Source organism: Ruegeria sp. BF7 (assembly GCF_056538605.1).
Map to the genome: position 1 here is coordinate 464,396 of NZ_JBQFTM010000001.1, position 17,397 is coordinate 481,792.

At 59.0% G+C, this 17,397-nt stretch carries 15 protein-coding genes; 10 read left to right on the top strand and 5 right to left on the bottom strand.

From position 1 onward, the window contains the following. Positions 1-484 precede the first annotated feature (484 nt). Together ACR0IK_RS02320 and ACR0IK_RS02325 are read left to right on the top strand one after the other, a co-directional pair. Positions 485-4,105, top strand: coding sequence for a vitamin B12-dependent ribonucleotide reductase (locus ACR0IK_RS02320; RefSeq protein WP_480640326.1), 3,621 nt, complete (start codon positions 485-487; stop codon positions 4,103-4,105). 543 nt (positions 4,106-4,648) lie between these two features. Further along, on the top strand, positions 4,649-4,894 hold the full coding sequence (locus tag ACR0IK_RS02325; RefSeq protein ID WP_480589158.1) for an EF-hand domain-containing protein: 246 nt from the start codon (positions 4,649-4,651) through the stop codon (positions 4,892-4,894). Positions 4,895-4,946: 52 nt separating this feature from the next. Here the strand turns inward: ACR0IK_RS02325 and ACR0IK_RS02330 are convergent, their stop codons facing one another. Beyond that, positions 4,947-6,488 carry a trimethylamine methyltransferase family protein gene (locus ACR0IK_RS02330; protein ID WP_480589156.1) on the bottom strand — a complete coding sequence of 514 codons (1,542 nt, stop codon included), beginning with the start codon at positions 6,486-6,488 and terminating at the stop codon, positions 4,947-4,949. 419 nt (positions 6,489-6,907) lie between these two features. Here ACR0IK_RS02330 and ACR0IK_RS02335 point away from each other — a divergent pair, with 419 nt between their 5' ends. Further along, the gene (locus ACR0IK_RS02335) at positions 6,908-7,426 is read left to right on the top strand and encodes an outer membrane protein (RefSeq protein ID WP_480640327.1); all 519 of its coding nucleotides are present in this window, start codon (positions 6,908-6,910) and stop codon (positions 7,424-7,426) included. A gap of 6 nt (positions 7,427-7,432) precedes the next feature. Here the strand turns inward: ACR0IK_RS02335 and ACR0IK_RS02340 are convergent, their stop codons facing one another. Then, entirely contained in the window at positions 7,433-8,623 is a 1,191-nt protein-coding gene (locus ACR0IK_RS02340) for a pyridoxal phosphate-dependent aminotransferase (protein ID WP_480589152.1), read from the bottom strand. A 265-nt stretch (positions 8,624-8,888) separates the two neighbouring features. On the opposite strand from ACR0IK_RS02340, the gene cysS reads away from it, so the two are divergent. From cysS to ACR0IK_RS02355, 3 genes are read left to right on the top strand one after another with little or no spacing between them, the layout of a single operon-like run. After that, the gene (cysS, locus tag ACR0IK_RS02345; RefSeq protein ID WP_480640328.1) at positions 8,889-10,286 is read left to right on the top strand and encodes a cysteine--tRNA ligase; all 1,398 of its coding nucleotides are present in this window, start codon (positions 8,889-8,891) and stop codon (positions 10,284-10,286) included. Beyond that, on the top strand, positions 10,286-11,920 hold the full coding sequence (cimA, locus tag ACR0IK_RS02350) for a citramalate synthase (RefSeq protein WP_480640329.1): 1,635 nt from the start codon (positions 10,286-10,288) through the stop codon (positions 11,918-11,920). The genes cysS and cimA overlap by 1 nt, the downstream gene beginning before the upstream one ends. A 2-nt stretch (positions 11,921-11,922) precedes the next feature. Further along, positions 11,923-12,699, top strand: a complete 777-nt coding sequence (locus tag ACR0IK_RS02355) for a phytoene/squalene synthase family protein (protein WP_480640774.1) — start codon at positions 11,923-11,925, stop codon at positions 12,697-12,699. A 3-nt stretch (positions 12,700-12,702) separates the two neighbouring features. Here ACR0IK_RS02355 and ACR0IK_RS02360 read toward each other — a convergent pair whose 3' ends face one another. Then, a complete protein-coding gene (locus tag ACR0IK_RS02360; protein WP_480589146.1) occupies positions 12,703-13,929 on the bottom strand; it encodes an MFS transporter in 1,227 nt (408 codons plus the stop codon). A 98-nt stretch (positions 13,930-14,027) separates the two neighbouring features. Here ACR0IK_RS02360 and ACR0IK_RS02365 point away from each other — a divergent pair, with 98 nt between their 5' ends. The 4 genes from ACR0IK_RS02365 to ACR0IK_RS02380 are packed head-to-tail and all read left to right on the top strand — an operon-like array spanning position 14,028 to position 16,124. Next, positions 14,028-14,660: a DNA-3-methyladenine glycosylase family protein gene (locus ACR0IK_RS02365; protein WP_480640330.1), complete on the top strand. Its 633-nt coding sequence runs from the start codon at positions 14,028-14,030 to the stop codon at positions 14,658-14,660. Further along, complete coding sequence (locus tag ACR0IK_RS02370) at positions 14,657-15,322, top strand: alpha/beta hydrolase (protein ID WP_480589142.1); 666 nt, start codon at positions 14,657-14,659, stop codon at positions 15,320-15,322. Before ACR0IK_RS02365 ends, ACR0IK_RS02370 begins: the two co-directional genes overlap by 4 nt. Before the next feature lie 2 nt (positions 15,323-15,324). Beyond that, positions 15,325-15,828: an N-acetyltransferase family protein gene (locus ACR0IK_RS02375; protein WP_480589140.1), complete on the top strand. Its 504-nt coding sequence runs from the start codon at positions 15,325-15,327 to the stop codon at positions 15,826-15,828. Continuing rightward, a complete protein-coding gene (locus ACR0IK_RS02380) occupies positions 15,822-16,124 on the top strand; it encodes a putative quinol monooxygenase (protein ID WP_480589138.1) in 303 nt (100 codons plus the stop codon). The genes ACR0IK_RS02375 and ACR0IK_RS02380 overlap by 7 nt, the downstream gene beginning before the upstream one ends. A 4-nt stretch (positions 16,125-16,128) precedes the next feature. Here the strand turns inward: ACR0IK_RS02380 and ACR0IK_RS02385 are convergent, their stop codons facing one another. Both ACR0IK_RS02385 and ACR0IK_RS02390 read right to left on the bottom strand, forming a co-directional pair. Then, positions 16,129-16,554, bottom strand: coding sequence for a VOC family protein (locus ACR0IK_RS02385; protein ID WP_480589136.1), 426 nt, complete (start codon positions 16,552-16,554; stop codon positions 16,129-16,131). A gap of 31 nt (positions 16,555-16,585) precedes the next feature. Further along, entirely contained in the window at positions 16,586-17,191 is a 606-nt protein-coding gene (locus ACR0IK_RS02390; protein ID WP_480589134.1) for a pseudouridine synthase, read from the bottom strand. Positions 17,192-17,397: the final 206 nt, after the last annotated feature.

The following is a 17,397-nucleotide window of genomic DNA, read 5'->3' on the forward strand; positions in this document are numbered from 1 at the left end:
ACTCCACCGACGGGTGGCGTTCTGATTCTTGTTCAACCTAACTACCTTACTACCGGTTTATCAAATGCCGGTAACTGTGCCGAGAAAAACAGTTAATTCCGCTGTGTGAGTTTCAGGCTACACCGGGCGACCGGTGGATGAACCTGTGGAGGAATCGCAATCAGTCAGCAGACAGAGCCCCGAAACTATTGGGTCAATAAAAAAGATTTCGAAAATGACCGAAAAATGACATTGACGATCTATGGCCGAATACGCCAAGTTGTATGGGCCGAAACGGATGCCACTAAATCTGGTAGGATAACCGGAAAAGGGCATAGGACGACGGTCGGAAAGCACATCTATTAAACGTGCAACCGTACGAACGGTTTCGCGCTGTCGAAAACAGCGCCCGGTCGTTTGCGTCCAAAGTTTCTGGCACGGCTGACGGATTGCTGAAAGGCTCCTGACGCCAACGGACAAGTTGATTGAATCTAGGGCTGCGGACATGAAGATTGACAGAAAATTCACCAAATCGGGACAGGACGCATACGCAGATCTGGACTTTGTCTCTGCGACATCGGAAATCCGGAACCCGGACGGCACCATTGTGTTTCGCCTCGACGAAATCGAAGTTCCCGCAAAGTGGAGCCAGGTGGCTAGCGACGTCATTGCGCAAAAGTACTTCCGCAAAGCCGGTGTTCCTTCGGCCCTGAAAAAGGTCAAGGAAAAGGACGTTCCCGAATTTCTGTGGCGCTCGGTTCCGGCTGAAGGCGCTGAATTCAGCGGAGAAACCTCTTCGAAGCAGGTCTTTGACCGACTGGCAGGTGCATGGGCTTACTGGGGCTGGAAGGGCGGCTATTTCTCGACCGAAGAAGACGCGCGCGCCTACTTTGACGAGATGCGCTATATGCTGGCGACCCAGCGTGCTGCGCCTAATAGCCCGCAGTGGTTCAACACCGGTTTGCACTGGGCTTACGGAATCGATGGCCCGGCACAGGGTCACCACTATGTCGATTACAAAACCGGTAAGTTGACCAAATCGAAATCCGCATACGAACATCCGCAGCCGCATGCGTGCTTCATTCAGTCCGTCGATGATGATCTGGTCAACGAAGGCGGTATCATGGACTTGTGGGTGCGCGAGGCGCGCCTGTTCAAATACGGCTCGGGTACCGGGACCAACTTCAGCCATCTGCGTGCAGAAGGCGAGGCGCTGTCAGGTGGCGGCAAGTCCTCGGGCCTCATGGGCTTTCTCAAGATCGGCGACCGCGCCGCAGGCGCGATCAAATCAGGCGGTACAACCCGTCGAGCAGCAAAGATGGTAATCGTCGATGCTGATCACCCTGACATCGAAAAATTCATCGAATGGAAGGTGATCGAAGAGCAGAAGGTGGCCTCGATCGTTGCCGGATCGAAGATGCACGAGAAGATGCTGAACGGCATTTTCGAGGCCATCCGCAGCTGGGACGGTGCGCAAGACGATGCGTATGATCCCAACAAGAATGACAGCTTGAAGAAAGCGGTTCGTGAAGCCAAAAAGGTCGCGATCCCAGAAACTTACATCAAGCGCGTTCTGGATTACGCTAAGCAGGGTCACGACAGTATCGAATTCCCAACCTACGATACGGACTGGGATTCGGAAGCCTATAGCTCGGTTTCGGGCCAGAACTCGAACAACTCTATTCGCGTGACCAACGCGTTCCTGACTGCTGTCGAGAAAGACGCCGATTGGGAACTGATCAACCGCACTGATGGCAAGGTCTCCAAGACCGTCAAGGCGCGCGACCTGTGGGAAAAGGTTGGTCATGCCGCTTGGGCCTGTGCCGATCCGGGCATTCAGTTCCACGATACCGTCAACGAATGGCACACATGCCCCGAAGATGGTGCGATCCGCGGTTCGAACCCATGCTCGGAATATATGTTCCTCGATGATACGGCCTGTAACCTGGCGTCGATGAACCTGCTGACCTTCCTCAAGGATGGCGAGTTCCAGGCGGCGGATTATATGCACGCCTCGCGTCTGTGGACCCTGACGCTGGAAATCTCGGTGACGATGGCGCAGTTCCCGTCGAAGGAAATCGCGCAACTGTCCTATGAGTTCCGCACCTTGGGTCTGGGCTATGCCAATATCGGCGGCCTGCTGATGAACATGGGCTACAGCTATGATTCGGACGAGGGCCGGGCGATCTGTGGCGCACTGACTGCAATCATGACCGGTGTGGCCTATGCAACCTCGGCAGAGATCGCCGGAGAGCTTGGCCCGTTCAAGGGTTACGAGCGCAACGCCGACCACATGCTGCGCGTCATCCGCAATCACCGCCGCGCGTCGCAGGGTGTGACCGAGGGGTACGAGAAACTGGCGGTCAAGCCGGTGCCTCTTGACCACGGCAACTGCCCGGACAAGCGTTTGGTTGATCTGGCTATGTCGGCTTGGGACGAGGCGCTGAGCCTTGGTGAGAAGAACGGCTACCGCAACGCGCAGGCCACCGTGATCGCGCCCACCGGCACCATTGGTCTGGTGATGGATTGCGACACAACGGGGATCGAACCGGACTTTGCGCTGGTGAAGTTCAAAAAGCTGGCCGGTGGCGGTTACTTCAAGATCATTAACCGCTCGGTGCCTTCGGCGCTGGAAAAGCTGGGTTATTCCTCCTCGCAGATCGAAGAGATCGTGGGCTACGCCGTCGGTCACGGCACAATCGGCAACGCGCCGGGGATCAACCACACCTCGCTAACGGGCCATGGCTTTGGTCCGAACGAACTCGCCAAGGTGGACGCCGCGCTGGAAAGCGCCTTCGACATCCGGTTCGTATTCAACCAGTGGACGCTGGGCGAGGATTTCTGCACCGGTGTTCTGGGCATCCCGGCGACCAAGCTGAATGACCCGACCTTTGATCTGCTGCGCCATCTGGGTTTCACCCGCGCGGATATCGACGCGGCCAACGACCATGTCTGCGGGACGATGACGCTGGAAGGGGCACCGCATCTGAAGGAAGAGCACTATTCAATCTTCGACTGCGCCAACCCGTGCGGCAAGAAAGGCAAGCGTTTCCTTGGGGTTGACAGCCACATCACCATGATGGCCGCGGCGCAAAGCTTTATCTCGGGTGCGATCTCGAAGACGATCAACATGCCCAACGACGCGACCATTGAGGATTGCCAGAAGGCCTATGAACTCAGCTGGTCGCTGGGGGTGAAGGCCAACGCGCTCTATCGTGATGGCTCGAAACTGTCGCAGCCTTTGGCGGCAGCTCTTGTCGAAGATGATGATGAGGCGGCAGAAGTGCTGGAAAGCGGTTCGGCGCAGGAAAAAGCCGTCGTTCTGGCCGAGAAGGTGATCGAGAAGGTTGTTGTCAAGGAAATCATCCGCAGCCACCGCGAAAAACTACCGCATCGCCGCAAGGGATACACCCAGAAGGCGATCGTTGGTGGCCACAAGGTGTACTTGCGGACTGGTGAGTTCGAAGACGGCAAACTGGGCGAGATTTTCATCGACATGCACAAGGAAGGCGCTGGCTTCCGGGCGATGATGAACAACTTTGCCATCGCCGTATCGGTTGGTCTTCAATACGGCGTGCCACTGGAGGAGTTCGTAGACGCCTTCACCTTCACCAAGTTCGAACCTGCGGGGATGGTGCAGGGCAACGACTCGATCAAGAACGCGACGTCGATCCTGGATTACATCTTCCGCGAGCTGGCTGTGTCCTATCTGGACCGCACCGATCTGGCCCATGTAAAGCCCGAAGGCGCAACCTTCGACGATCTGGGTCGCGGCGAAGAGGACGGTTTGTCCAATGTCTCGGAAATCAGTGACAGCGCGGCCTCCAAGTCATTGGAAGTGTTGAAACAAATCAGCTCGACTGGGTATCTTCGCAAGCGTCTGCCGCAAGATCTGGTGGTCTTCAATGGCGGTCAGGCTGAGGTGAACGGCATGGCCGAAACCGCGTCCGCCTTTGAAGCGCCTGCAGCTGAAACCGCTGTCGCGACCAGCATGGACGCACGGACCAAGGCCAAGATGCAGGGATACGAGGGCGATCCTTGTGGCGAATGCGGAAACTACACGCTGGTGCGCAACGGCACCTGCATGAAATGCAACACCTGCGGCGCGACCAGCGGGTGTAGCTAAGCCAACCGCCCCGGCACCCCGGGGCGCAGGGGTCGGAACGCTGCCCAAGTAACCGGCCCCGACGAATACGGAGCAAGGCGCTGAGACTTACCATCGATGCCTTGGTCCACTCGGCCGACATGCCCGTGTTGGCCGGGAACAGGGTGGGGCGGAATATATGCTCTTTCCCACTCTTTCACGGGGCGGGTGCGCTCGCCCCATGCGCAGTCCAGGCCGCAGGCAAAAAAACACCGGGCGGTCAACGAAATGAGCCTGGAAGGCGAAACTGACAGGGGGCTTCGGCCCCCTTTCTTTTTTGCAACGGCGTCGTCGGGAATTTGAGCAGAGCTTTGCCGGATTGTGCATGCCTCGTCGGGCAAGACCCGCCGAAAGCGGATTGACTAGTTTTCTCCGGCGGTTGACCGCAGACGCGACTCTGTCAAACACGCGGAGATTGGCGCGAAAAACGAAACAAACTTCAATGCAGGTGACACGGTATCCCGTTACGGTGTTTCTGATGCTGTCCGGACAAAAAACGCAAAAACTCTATCAGGAGGCATCACAATGAAACCGCAAATTCTGACCGCTATCTCTGTTCTCGCACTTGGACTGCCGACTCTGGCTGCCGCACAATCCTCGGCTGACGCCAACGGCGATGGTGTGCTGACAATCGAAGAAGTGCAGGCCGTACTGCCTGACGTTGACGCAGACGGTTTTTCGGCGATGGACGCAAACGGTGACGGCGCACTGGATGAGGCCGAGATCGCCGTGGCTCAGGAAGCCGGGTTGCTGCCGGCGACTGACGGCTAACCCCGAAATAGAAAGCGGCCAGAGATACTCTGGCCGCTTTTACAAAACCTTATCAGGCGAGGTAAATGTTGAACTTCGCGCGAATCTCGGCATCCAGCAGCGGATCGAACCGGGCTGGAGACGGGGATGACAGAATTTCTTCTTTCCGCTTGACCGCTTTCTCGATCAGATCCGGTTTGCCAAGTTCCGCCCATTCTTTGGGCGAGGTCCGGTCTCCGAAAGTCGGGTAGACATAGTCCGCCTGCATTCGGCTGAGCGTTGCGTCGGTACCTAGATAGTGTCCGGGCCCGCCCATGCAGACCTCGGCGATCTGGTCCAAAGCCAAAGTTTCATCGGTGACCTCGATCCCACGCACACAACGCTGCGCCTGACCGATCAGGTCGTCGCTGAGGATAAGGCTTTCCAAGCAGAATCCCAGCAACGAGGCGTGCATACCTGCCGCTTCGTAAACCATGTTCACGCCCGACAGTCCGGCCATGACGTTCGAGCACATTTGCTCCCATCCGGCCTGCATGTCAGGCATCTTCGAGTCGGAGGCTCCAGCGGCAGCACCGCCGGGCAGATCGTAGAATCGGTGCATCTGGGCGCAGCCTGCAGTCAGCAAAGCCTGTTCACCGGACCCGATCGACATGGCACCGGTGCGCAGGTCCAGACCAAAAGGCCAAGTGCCAAAAATTGCTGGGGCACCGGGACTTACAGCGTTTACGTAAACCAGACCGGCCAGACATTCCGCCGTGGCCTGAGTGATCGCACCGGCGATTGTTGAAGGGGCGGTTGCGCCCGCCATCCCGGCCGAAAGCAGCAACACGGGCATTCCACCCTTTATGCAAAGCTCCATAACTTCGCAGCTTTCCGTAGCGAATTTCATCGGTGGCACGACAAAGCAGTTCGAATTCGAAACGAACGGACGCTCTCGGTACTTATCCTCACCACCGGCGATCATGTAGACCATCTCTAGTGCCGGGGGGACGTGGCTGGGTTCCGTGAAGGATGTACCTATATGTTTGAATGTGCCCGAGCAGCTGGCATAGATCGTGTTCAGATCCATTTCCAGGTTGTCGGGAATGTCGCGGCAGACCATCGGCCGCTGAACAAAGTGAATGTTGTCAAGCTGTTCACAGATGCGGGAAGCGTCATGAAGGTCCTGCACCGTTGAATCCCGATATGCATTGCCGTGAACATCAACCACGCTGACGGCCGCGCCCGCCGTGCCGTAGTGAACCTTGGTGCCGGACAGATCCAGATCGGTTTTGCCATCGCGGCTATACAATGTGACCGAGCGATTTGCTTTAGCGATGGTGTCCTCGACCAGGGCGCGGGGGAAGCGGATTCGGCCATCATCGCCCAATGTACAACCGGCGCCGACCAGGTAATCGATACCGCTTTGGGGCGCGTCGGCCAGGCCAATTGTTTCCAATGCAGTTAGCGCGGCCTCGTGGATGCGTTCGATCTGTGCCTGGGTCAGCACGTTGAGAACGCCGCCCTCCATACCGGGGCGGATAGGGCGCAGATGTTCGGGCAGTGCGGACGCACGGGCCGCACGGCGCGCGGCGCGTCCGCCGCTACGGGAGGAGTTACGGGTTTGATCGTTCATGGGTCTGTTTCCAATAGTGAAGGCGTCAGGAAAGGGGGGGGTATTACGCCTTTGAAGGTCGCCCGCGCGCCGCGCGCCCACGGTCGGCTCCAATGGTGCGGCTGATCAGCCGAATCTTCCAAACTTCGTTATGCATTTGGATCCTCACATATTGGCGATCAGTATTCCGATGTGGACCGGTGCTTTCTGTCCTGTTTGCGACCTGAGAGTTCAAAAGCGAAGCTGTGACGCATGTGTCACGGCGATTGCTTGGTTTTGAAAGAATTTTCGCCGTTAAGGCAGAAATCTGTTATAGTTCCTTCACTTATTTAAGAGTGGTTCGTGATCTCAATTGAATATTAATGATTGCAAACCAGGTTTCTAAGTTACGTTGACCCAAAAGACCAAAGTTCCGACGACAGGTTCTTTAGGAGAGTTTAATGAAAGCCCTTAAGGCCCTCTGTCTCATTTTGGTGGCGAGCATCGCAGCCCCCGCAATGGCTGAGGATTGGACCGGGGCTTATGCCGGATTCAGCTTTGGATATGCAGACGCCGACGGTCCGAACGGATCAAGCGGCAACGACACGGTCTTTGGCCCTCATATCGGCTATGATCAGGATTTCGGCAATTTTGTTCTGGGTGGCGAGTTGGAATACAATCGCCTGTCCCTGAGTCTGGGCGACGGAGAGGGGAGTCTGGACAGCATGACGCGCCTGAAATTGCGTGGCGGCTATGATTTCGGCGGCGCCTTGGGGTACGTGGTGGTTGGCGCGGCCCGGTTGGATGCTTCGGTCGATAACGATACGGCCGCCGTCTATGGGATCGGTGTAGCTTATCCCATCAACGACCGCTTTGTGATCAGTGGAGAGGCCTTGCGGCAGGATTTTGACGATGTCACCCGGACCGATGGCGGTTTGGATTCGAGTGTGTTCAACCTGCGCACGTCCTTTCGATTCTGACACACCTCAGCCGACGGTGGCGTGACGTTCCGACAATTCCGATGCAAATGTGCAAATCGTCGAAAGGGCGGTTGTGAAACTGTCGTCGTCAATCGTCATCGCCACGCGGATATGACCTGCGGCTGCGGTCCCGAAGCTCTCACCCGGCATAACCGCAATTGCATGCGTATCCAGAAGGGCGTTGGCGAATCCGTTACCGCTGAGCCCGGTGGCGCGGATATCCAGCATCAGATACATCGCTCCCTGCGCCGGAACCAGCCCGATGGTGTTCTGCGCCTCGAGAATACCAATCGCAAGCGCGCGTCGCCTGCGGAAGGGTTCGGCGATCTGCTCTTCCAAGTCACTGCCCGCATTCAGCGCGAAACTGGCGGCGTCCTGGATAAAACCGGGGACACCGTAGGTTGTGTGCGTGGCGAGGTTGATCAGGTGAGACACCACCTGTTCGGGTCCAACGATCCATCCGCAACGCGACCCGGTCATCGCGTGGGATTTCGACATCGAGCCGACAACCAGCGTACGCTCAGCCATATCTGGCAGGGTACGTGGTGAGATATGTTTCCCTTCCCAGACCTGCGTGTCATAGACCTCGTCCGAAATCAGCCAGAGGTCATGCTTGCGGCACACCTCGGCAATCCCGTCGAGCGTCTGGCGGGAATACACAACACCGGTGGGGTTGTTCGGCGTGTTGACCAGCAAGGACACCGCTCCATCTAAAGCCGCGTTGATCTGCTCGGCGCGCGGCTGGAATGCGTCTTCGGCTGTGGTTTGAACTGATCGGGCCACGGCTCCAGCGCCGCGGATCGTACCGGGGTAGGTGGCATAATAGGGGTCGAGATACAGCCCCACATCACCGGGATCACAAACTGCGACATGGGCTGCAAACAACGCTGATTGACCGCCGGGCGTAATCAACACGTTGTTGCGCGTGGTGGGCACTCCGGTGCGTGCCTGCAGCCTAGCGGCCACCTTGTCGCGCAGGAGATCGGTGCCGGGAACCATGGCATAGCCAGTGTGACCCTGCCGGGCGGACAGGTCCATCGCCTCAAGGATCGACGCGTCGGTGCGGATGTCGTGTTCGCCGATGGTCAACTCAGTCACCGCATAGCCGTCGCCGATCATCTGGCGGGCGCGATAGAATACATCCCAGCCGTCACCGCTGCCCTCGACCAATTGCGTGATGCGTTGCGACAATTTCATGGCCCGTCTCCGTCTGGTGTCTTGCGCAGACTGGGACAGAGGCGTTCGGGATTGTCAATCAGCAACGCCGAGGCGCGGAACTCGGGGCTTGGCGCAGGCCGATCTGCGTGCTACTGGGACAGTATGAACCGGATGACCTGCATCATTATCTGCTGCATTACCTGCTGATTTATCAAGCGGGCCGGTTTCTTTCGTTTTCATCCCTGAGACAAGTTGCTAAGCCCGCGCCAACGCGAGAAGCCACGCTGTCTTTAGGAGCCGACCGATGACGACGATCAAACTGCACAACACACGGACGCGGACGAAAGAGGATTTCGTACCGATCAGCGCCGACAATGTGCGGATGTATGTCTGTGGGCCTACGGTTTATGATCGCGCTCATCTGGGCAATGCGCGGCCTGTAGTGGTGTTTGACGTGCTTTATCGCTTGCTGCGGCATACCTTCGGCGCGGATCACGTGACCTATGTGCGCAACTTCACCGACGTGGACGACAAGATCAACGCAACCGCGCTGGCGCGGCAACAGGCTGGAGCTAAGGGCACGCTGGAGCAGTTGGTGCAGGAACGCTCGGACGAGACTATCGGCTGGTATCTGCACGACATGGGTGCCCTTGGGGCGCTGGAGCCCAATGAAATGCCGCGCGCCACGCAATACATTGCGCAGATGATTGCGATGATTGAGGATCTGATCGCCAAGGGCCATGCTTACGCGGCCGAAGGACACGTTCTGTTCGCCGTAGACAGTTGGAAAGAGCATTACGGCGAATTGTCCGGCCGATCCGTCGATGACATGATCGCAGGCGCGCGGGTCGAAGTCGCGCCCTATAAGAAAAACCCGATGGATTTCGTGCTGTGGAAACCCTCGACCGATGAACTGCCGGGATGGGACAGCCCATGGGGTCGTGGCCGTCCGGGCTGGCACATCGAATGCTCGGCCATGAGTTATGAGCTGCTGGGCGACAGTTTTGACATTCACGGCGGCGGCAACGACCTGATGTTCCCGCATCATGAAAACGAGATCGCGCAAAGCAAGTGCGCCCATCCGCATGGCGAGTTCGCGCGGTATTGGCTGCATAACGAGATGTTGCAAGTGGAAGGCAAGAAGATGTCCAAGTCACTGGGCAACTTCTTCACGGTGCATGACTTGTTGGAGCAGGGCGTGCCCGGTGAGGTGATCCGCTTTGTCTTCCTGCAGACGCATTATCGCAAGCCGATGGACTGGACCGAGAAAAAGGCCCGCGAGGCTGAGGCAACGCTGCGCAAGTGGCGGGCGCTGACAGCGGGCATCGAGCCCGCCGCCAGCGCGGCCCCCGCCGTCGTCACTGCGCTAAGCGATGACCTGAACACAGCGGGCGCCCTGACAGAGTTGCACCGTTTGGCTGCAGATGGTGATGCGGCGGGATTGTTGGCGAGCGCGCAGGTGCTGGGCCTATTGTCATTGGAAATGGGAGCATGGGCTGACACAGCGTCGGTGGACCTGTCGTCTCACGCAGATCGGTTGGCCGATGCCCGCGCGAGCGCAATGCAGAACAAGGACTTCTCGGAGGTTGATCGCCTGAAAGCGGCCTATGTTGCAGCAGGGCTGGAAGTGCGCATGAGCAAGGAAGGGGTCGAACTGGTGCCAGGTGCCGGGTTCGACGCCGCCAAGCTGGAGGAGGTGTAATGTCAAAAGAACGCCTCTACCTCTACGACACCACCTTACGCGACGGGCAGCAGACGCAGGGTGTCCAGTTCTCGACCGCCGAGAAAGTGCAAATCGCGCAGGCTTTGGATGAGTTGGGCGTGGACTATATCGAAGGTGGGTGGCCCGGGGCGAACCCAACGGACAGCGCGTTTTTCGAGGTTGCGCCGAAAACCGCGGCGCGATTGACCGCCTTTGGGATGACCAAGCGGTCGGGCCGGTCGGCTGACAATGACGACGTATTGGCCGCAGTGATGAACGCGGGCACGCAAGCGGTGTGTCTGGTCGGCAAGTCGCATGATTACCACGTCACCCACGCGCTTGGGATTTCGCTGGAGGAGAATGTCGAGAACGTCCGCGCTTCGGTCGCTCATATCGTGGCACAGGGGCGTGAGGCGTTGTTCGATGCCGAGCACTTTTTTGATGGCTATAAGGACAACCCTGACTATGCGGTCGACGTATGCCGGGCGGCGTTGGACGCCGGGGCGCGCTGGGTTGTGCTGTGCGATACCAATGGCGGAGCGCTGCCCGCCGAGGTGACGAAGATCGTGTCCGAGGTGATAGCAGCCGGATTACCGGGTGACCGCCTGGGCATCCACACCCACAATGATACCGAGAATGCGGTGGCTTGCTCATTGGCTGCTGTCGATGCGGGGGCGCGGCAGATTCAGGGCACGTTGAACGGATTGGGTGAGCGCTGTGGTAACGCCAACCTGACGGCGCTGATTCCGACGCTGTTGATGAAAGAACCCTATGCTTCGGGCTTTGAGACAGGTGTCAGCTTGCAGGCTTTGGGTGGACTGACGCGCATCAGCCGGATGCTGGACGACATCCTGAACCGTGTGCCCAGCAAGCAATCGGCCTATGTCGGCGCTTCGGCCTTTGCGCATAAGGCGGGGCTACATGCCAGTGCGATCGTCAAGGACCCGTCGACTTATGAGCATGTTGACCCGGCCTCGGTCGGGAATGCGCGGATCATTCCGATGTCGAACCAGGCGGGGCAGTCGAACCTGCGCAAACGCCTGACCGAGGCCGGTCTGGTCGTAGAAAAAAACGACCCGGCACTGGGGCGCATTCTGGATCGGATCAAACAGCGTGAGGCCGAGGGGTATTCCTATGACACCGCCCAGGCCAGTTTCGAGCTGCTGGCGCGGGATGAGCTGAGACAGTTGCCCGAGTTTTTCGAGGTCAAACGTTACAAGGTCACAGTCGAGCGTCGCAAGAACAAATACAACAAGATGGTCAGCCTGTCCGAAGCCGTGGTTGTTGTGAAGGTGGATGGGGAAAAGAAACTTTCGGTCAGTGAGTCCATGGATGAAAACGGCAGCGACCGGGGGCCTGTGAACGCACTGGCCAAGGCGCTGGCCAAGGATTTGGGGCAATATTCTCAGGTTCTGGCCGATATGAAGCTGGTCGACTTCAAGGTCCGCATAACGCAGGGCGGGACCGAGGCGGTGACTCGCGTGATCATCGACAGCGAGGACGGGCAGGGTCGGCGATGGTCGACCGTGGGCGTCAGTGCGAACATAGTCGATGCATCGTTCGAGGCGCTGCTGGACGCGATCCAGTGGAAGTTGGTGCGCGATTGCGGATCGCGGACGGCGGTGGCTGAGTGACCGTGGAATTCGACGACGACGTTAAGGCTTGCGCGGAACTGGTGCATCGCGCCGATCCTGACCGGTTCATGGCAGCCATGGCAGCGCCGGTCTCGGTGCGACCGATGTTGTTTCCGCTTTATGCGCTGAATGTCGAGGTCGCTCGCGCGCCGTGGGTTACGCAAGAGGCGATGATTGCCGAGATGCGGCTGCAATGGTGGCGTGATGCGCTACAGGAGATCGCCGAAGGCAAGCCTGTGCGCAGGCACGAGGTCGTGACGCCGTTGAAACAGGTTCTGTCGCCGCATCTGGCCGCCATGCTGGATGAGTATGTGACCGTCAGGCGTTGGGACATTTACCGCGATCCATTTGAGGATGAGGCGCATTTCGACGCTTATATAAACCATTCTGCGGGAACTCTGATGGTTGCGTCGGCGCAGGTATTGGGCGCTGCGGACGAGGCCGTGCTGCGCGACTTTGGCTATGGCGTCGGCGTGGCGAACTGGTTGCGTGCCATTCCCGATCTTGAGGCACGGGGGCGTATTCCCTTGCTGGACGGCACACCGGAAGGTGTCCGGGTAATTGCGCAGAAGGCGGTGGACAGGCTTCGGCGGGCGCGATCCAATGCCTCCGCTGTTTCTGCAGATGCCCGGCCCGCGCTTTACGCCGGGTGGCAGGCAGAGTGGGTTTTGCGTCAGGCCGTTGCCCGCCCGGATCGGGTGGCCGCGGGGGATCTATCGCAAGGTGAAATACGGCGCAGATTGTCACTGATGTGGACCGTGGCCAGCGGGCGCTGGTAGGGTTTAGATGGTTTCCGCTTCGGACGGTTTCAGCACCAGCCAAAGCAGCGCGCCGCCCGCCAATGTCAGAAGCGGGATCATGGCGAGGTTCACCGCCGTCCAGCCCTCGGCTGCCGAACCGCCCGAGCAGTTCATCAACCCGCCCGAGGCCAGCGACGCAAGTGTGACACCGCCAAACACCAACAGGTCGTTCAGCCCCTGCATCCGACCGCGTTCGTTCACATCATGCGAGGAGGCCAGCATGGTGGTCGCACCGATAAAGCCAAAGTTCCAGCCGACCCCCAGCAGGATCAGGGCGACGAAAAAATTTTCAAGTTCAACGCCTTGCAGGGCTACGACACCCGCTCCTGCCAGAATGGCCAGGCCTAGAGCTACGATCTTTTCCACACCGAAGCGGGCGATGAGCTGGCCGGTGAAAAAGCTGGGCACATACATTGCCAATACGTGGCTGGTGACGACGTCAGCTGCGTCATTCGCGCTGAACCCGCAGCCCACGACCGCCAGCGGGGTCGAGGTCATTACAAGGTTCATCAGCGCGTAAGACACCATCGCGCAGATGATGGCCACGGCGATGCGCGGGGTCCTGAGCATTTCCAGTCGGGTCCGCCCTTGGGGTGCGTTTTCCGTTGGTTTCTCGGGCGTCGGGATATCGAGAAAAAAGAACAGCACCGATCCAAAGACATTCAGCGCAATAACTGCCATATAGGTGCCGAGGAACGGGATCACATAGGCAGTCGAGGTCAGCTTGACGATCTGAGGCCCAATGATAGCCGCCGCCAGACCACCTGCCATGACATAAGAGATTGCCTTGGGGCGGAACGCGTCCGATGCGGTGTCGGCGGCAGCAAACCGATAGAACCCGTGGGCGCTCATGTAGATGCCGGTCAGAAGGCTGCCCAGCAGGAAGATCGGGAATGAGCCCAGATACAGCCCATACGCACCAACGAACCCGCCGCAGGCACCCGCGGTAGCACCCACCAGAAACCCGGCACGTCGACCCCAACGCTGCATGATAGCCGAAACCGGCGTGGCCGCCAGCATCGAGCCCAGAACGATAAGCGAAATGGGCAGGGTGGCCAGACAGGGATTGGTCGCCAGCGACTGCCCCGCTAGACCGCCGACAATGAAGATCATCGGCATCTGCGACCCCAGCACAGCTTGCGCCGCCACCAATACGGCGACGTTGCGTTTGGCCTGGCTGTTGTCCGGGTTGGCGGCGGTCAGTGTCATGGGCCATGCGTATCTCTGAAACGGAGGTCATACAAGCGGGTTGCATCTGCGACAAAGCAACCTAACGTGAGCGCAACGCGAACCACCCCGGAGCACCCATGTCCGTCGGACGCATCATCGAGACTCCCGACTGTGTTGCTGAGGGTGCCACATGGCTGGCCGAAGCCTGCCCGCGTATGGCTTGGGCGATGGAGCAAACCGGGTCTTTGCCCTTGCGCCGACGCCCGGACGGGTTTGTCCAGCTTCTCAGTGCGATTGTCAGCCAGCAAGTTAGCGTTGCCTCGGCCAATGCGATCTGGAAGAGATTGCAGGATGCGAAACTGACCGGACCGCGCAAGATCATGTGGGCCACCGATGATGATTTACGGGCCGTGGGGCTGAGCCGACAGAAAATCAGATACGCCCGCGCGCTGGCCGAAGCACGTATAGATTACAGGGCATTGCGCGATGTGCCTGATGCGGATGTTGTCGCCACATTGACCGAAGTGCCGGGCATTGGCGTTTGGACCGCCGAGATCTACGCGATGTTCTCGCTGGGCCGCGCCGACGTGATAGCTCCGGGTGATCTGGCGCTGCAAGAGGCCGCGCGCATCCTCTACGATTTGCCCAAACGTCCGACGGATAAGGAACTGCGAAAGATGGCTGTGGCTTGGTCGCCGTGGCGGTCGGTTGCGGCACGGGTGCTGTGGGCCTATTACCGGGTGGCAAAAGAACGAGAAGGTATCAGATGACACGGGTTTTGAATGCGCTCCGAAAAGAGCCGGTTTCGGGCGATACACGCTCGGTCGTGGTGTTCGTGCACGGGTATGGGGCCAATGGCGCCGATTTGCTTGGGCTGGCCGATCCGCTCGGTGAACATCTGCCGGACACGCTGTTCGTCGCCCCCGATGCGCCGGAACAGATCCCCGGAATGCCCAACGGGTTCCAGTGGTTCCCGATCCCGTGGATCGACGGCTCGTCCGAGGAGGAATCGCGGCGCGGCATGGAAATGGCCGCCGACGATTTCAACGCCTTCCTCGATGCGCTGATGGTGGACGAAGACGTGCTGCCTGAACAGGTTGTTCTGTTCGGGTTCTCGCAAGGCACGATGATGAGTTTGCATGTCGCCCCGCGCCGCGAGGATCCGGTTGCAGGAATCGTTGCCTTCTCGGGCCGGTTGTTGGAACCCGATCTGCTGCCCGATGAAACGGTCAGCCGGATGCCGATCCTGCTGGTGCACGGGGATTCCGACGACGTTGTGCCGCCGCAATCGCTGCCCGAAGCCGCCGAAGCCCTGCAAGCGGCGGATTTCAAGGAAATCTACGCGCATGTGATGAAGGGCACTGGCCACGGAATCGCGCCTGACGGCCTGAGCGTCGCGCTGGCTTTCATGCGCGACAAGCTGAGCCTGTAGCCATGATCGCGGTCCGCCCCATGATGCCCGAGGATTTAAGCGCGGCTTGCCGCATCCTCAACGATATCATCGAGATCGGAGGCTCGACCGCGTTTGAAATCCCGTTCTCCGAAGCCCTGTTTGCGCAGAGTTACCTGGGTGGAGCGGATGTGATTTGCTGCCACGTCGCCTTGGACGATCAGGGTGAGGTGGCAGGATTCCAATGGTTGGGGGCGCATGATGCGCTGCCCGAGGATTGCGCCGATATCGCAACTTTCACCCGCCGCGCGCCGGTGCTGAAAGGCGCCGGGCGTGCACTGTTCGCGGAAACCGCCAAATACGCCGCCGGGGTTGGACTGAACGCAATCAGCGCAACCATTCGCGCCGATAATGGAATGGGGTTGGGATATTACGACAAGATGGGGTTCCGTGACTACTCGGTCGCCTATGGGGTGCCGTTGCGGGACGGGCGACCCGTCGACAGAATCACCAAACGGTTTGATCTGAGAAAGGACATGCTGTGTTGATCGTGACCGGAACAGTGGAAATCTCGCCCGAAGGCGTTGAAAAAGCAGACAAAGCGGCGCAAGCGATGGTGGCCGAGACAGTGAAGGAGCCCGGCTGTCTGGTTTACGAGTTCAGCCGGATTCTGGGGCAACCCACACAGTTTCGCGTTTATGAGGAATGGCAGGATCAAGCCGCTTTGGAGGCTCATTTTGCCGCGCCGCACATGGCGGTGTTTCAGGCTGTTTTGGCTGAGGTCGGTGTCGTCTCAAGCGACATCTACCGCGTTGTCGGTGGAGAAAAGCAACCTCTGCGTTAACGCGTCAATCCCACAGATGGCCTTCGGCAAATTCGACGGAATTCCCGGACGGGTCGCGCACGTAAAGCGAACGCGCGCCGCCGGGCCAGTCGAATTCGGCATCCACCGGGACGTTCCAGTCCAGAAGATGTTTGCGCATCACGTCAATCTCATCGCGTGTCAGGATCAGGCAGACATGACCGGGACCGCGCGCGCCATGGGGCGGGACGGGCAGGTCGGGGTTTGTGGGTGGCTTCTCGGTTTCATCCGCATTGAACAACAACAGGACCGAGCCGCCAACACGGAAGAACACGTGCCGGTCTGCCACGCGTTGAATTTTCCGCAACGCCAGGATCTCGCCATAGAACCGCTCTGCCGCATCCAGGTCATCGACGTAAAGCGCGGCCTCGAGAACTCCGGTGGGCGCGGGTATGTCCGGTGTGACTTTCATTCCGTAAGTATGTCACAATACGCGGTTTTTGTCACCGCCGCAGGCGCCGGTCCCGTTTCCGCTGTGGTGCTGAGTTCAACGCGGGAGTAGGCAAACTGTCCCATTGACCGGGTTCCAACCCCTCTAACGACCAGTCGCCAATTCGGGCGCGGATCAGACGTAAAGTCGGGTGTCCCACGGTCGCTGTCATCCGCCGGACCTGCCTGTTTTTCCCCTCGCGCAGGGTCAGTTCGATCCAGCAATCCGGAACTGTCTGACGTACCCGGATCGGTGGGGTGCGCGGCCAAAGCCCTTCAGGTTCGTCGATGAGGCGCGCTTTGGCGGGGCGAGTCAGGCCGTCTTTCAGTTCGACACCGTCACGCAGGGCTTTGAGGGTCGCAGCATCCGGCAGACCCTCAACCTGAACCCAGTAGGTTTTGGCCATCTTGTGCTTGGGGTCAGATATCTGAGCTTGCAGCCGCCCGTTGTCGGTCAGCAGCATCAGCCCTTCGCTATCCCGGTCCAGACGTCCGGCCGGGTAGACCCCGGGCAGGTCGATATAGTCAGACAGGGTGCTGCGCGGCGATTCTGCATTCGCGCGGTCGGTAAACTGCGGCAGCACGTCGAAGGGTTTGTTGAATCGAATGAACCAGCTCATGCTCCTCGCCATAGCCCGCAGGCCACGTTGGCGCAACCTGTGGATAACTGTCACGTCTTTGTTACGATTACGACATACCCAGTACCCGAGATATTGTGGAAACTCAGGGCTTGTCAGAGTTTTAACACGATATATAGTTAAGTTAAGGCCGGGGCGGGGGTTCCCCGCTCTGATGTCAAAAACGGGCAGAGCAGAGCGAGGAGCGA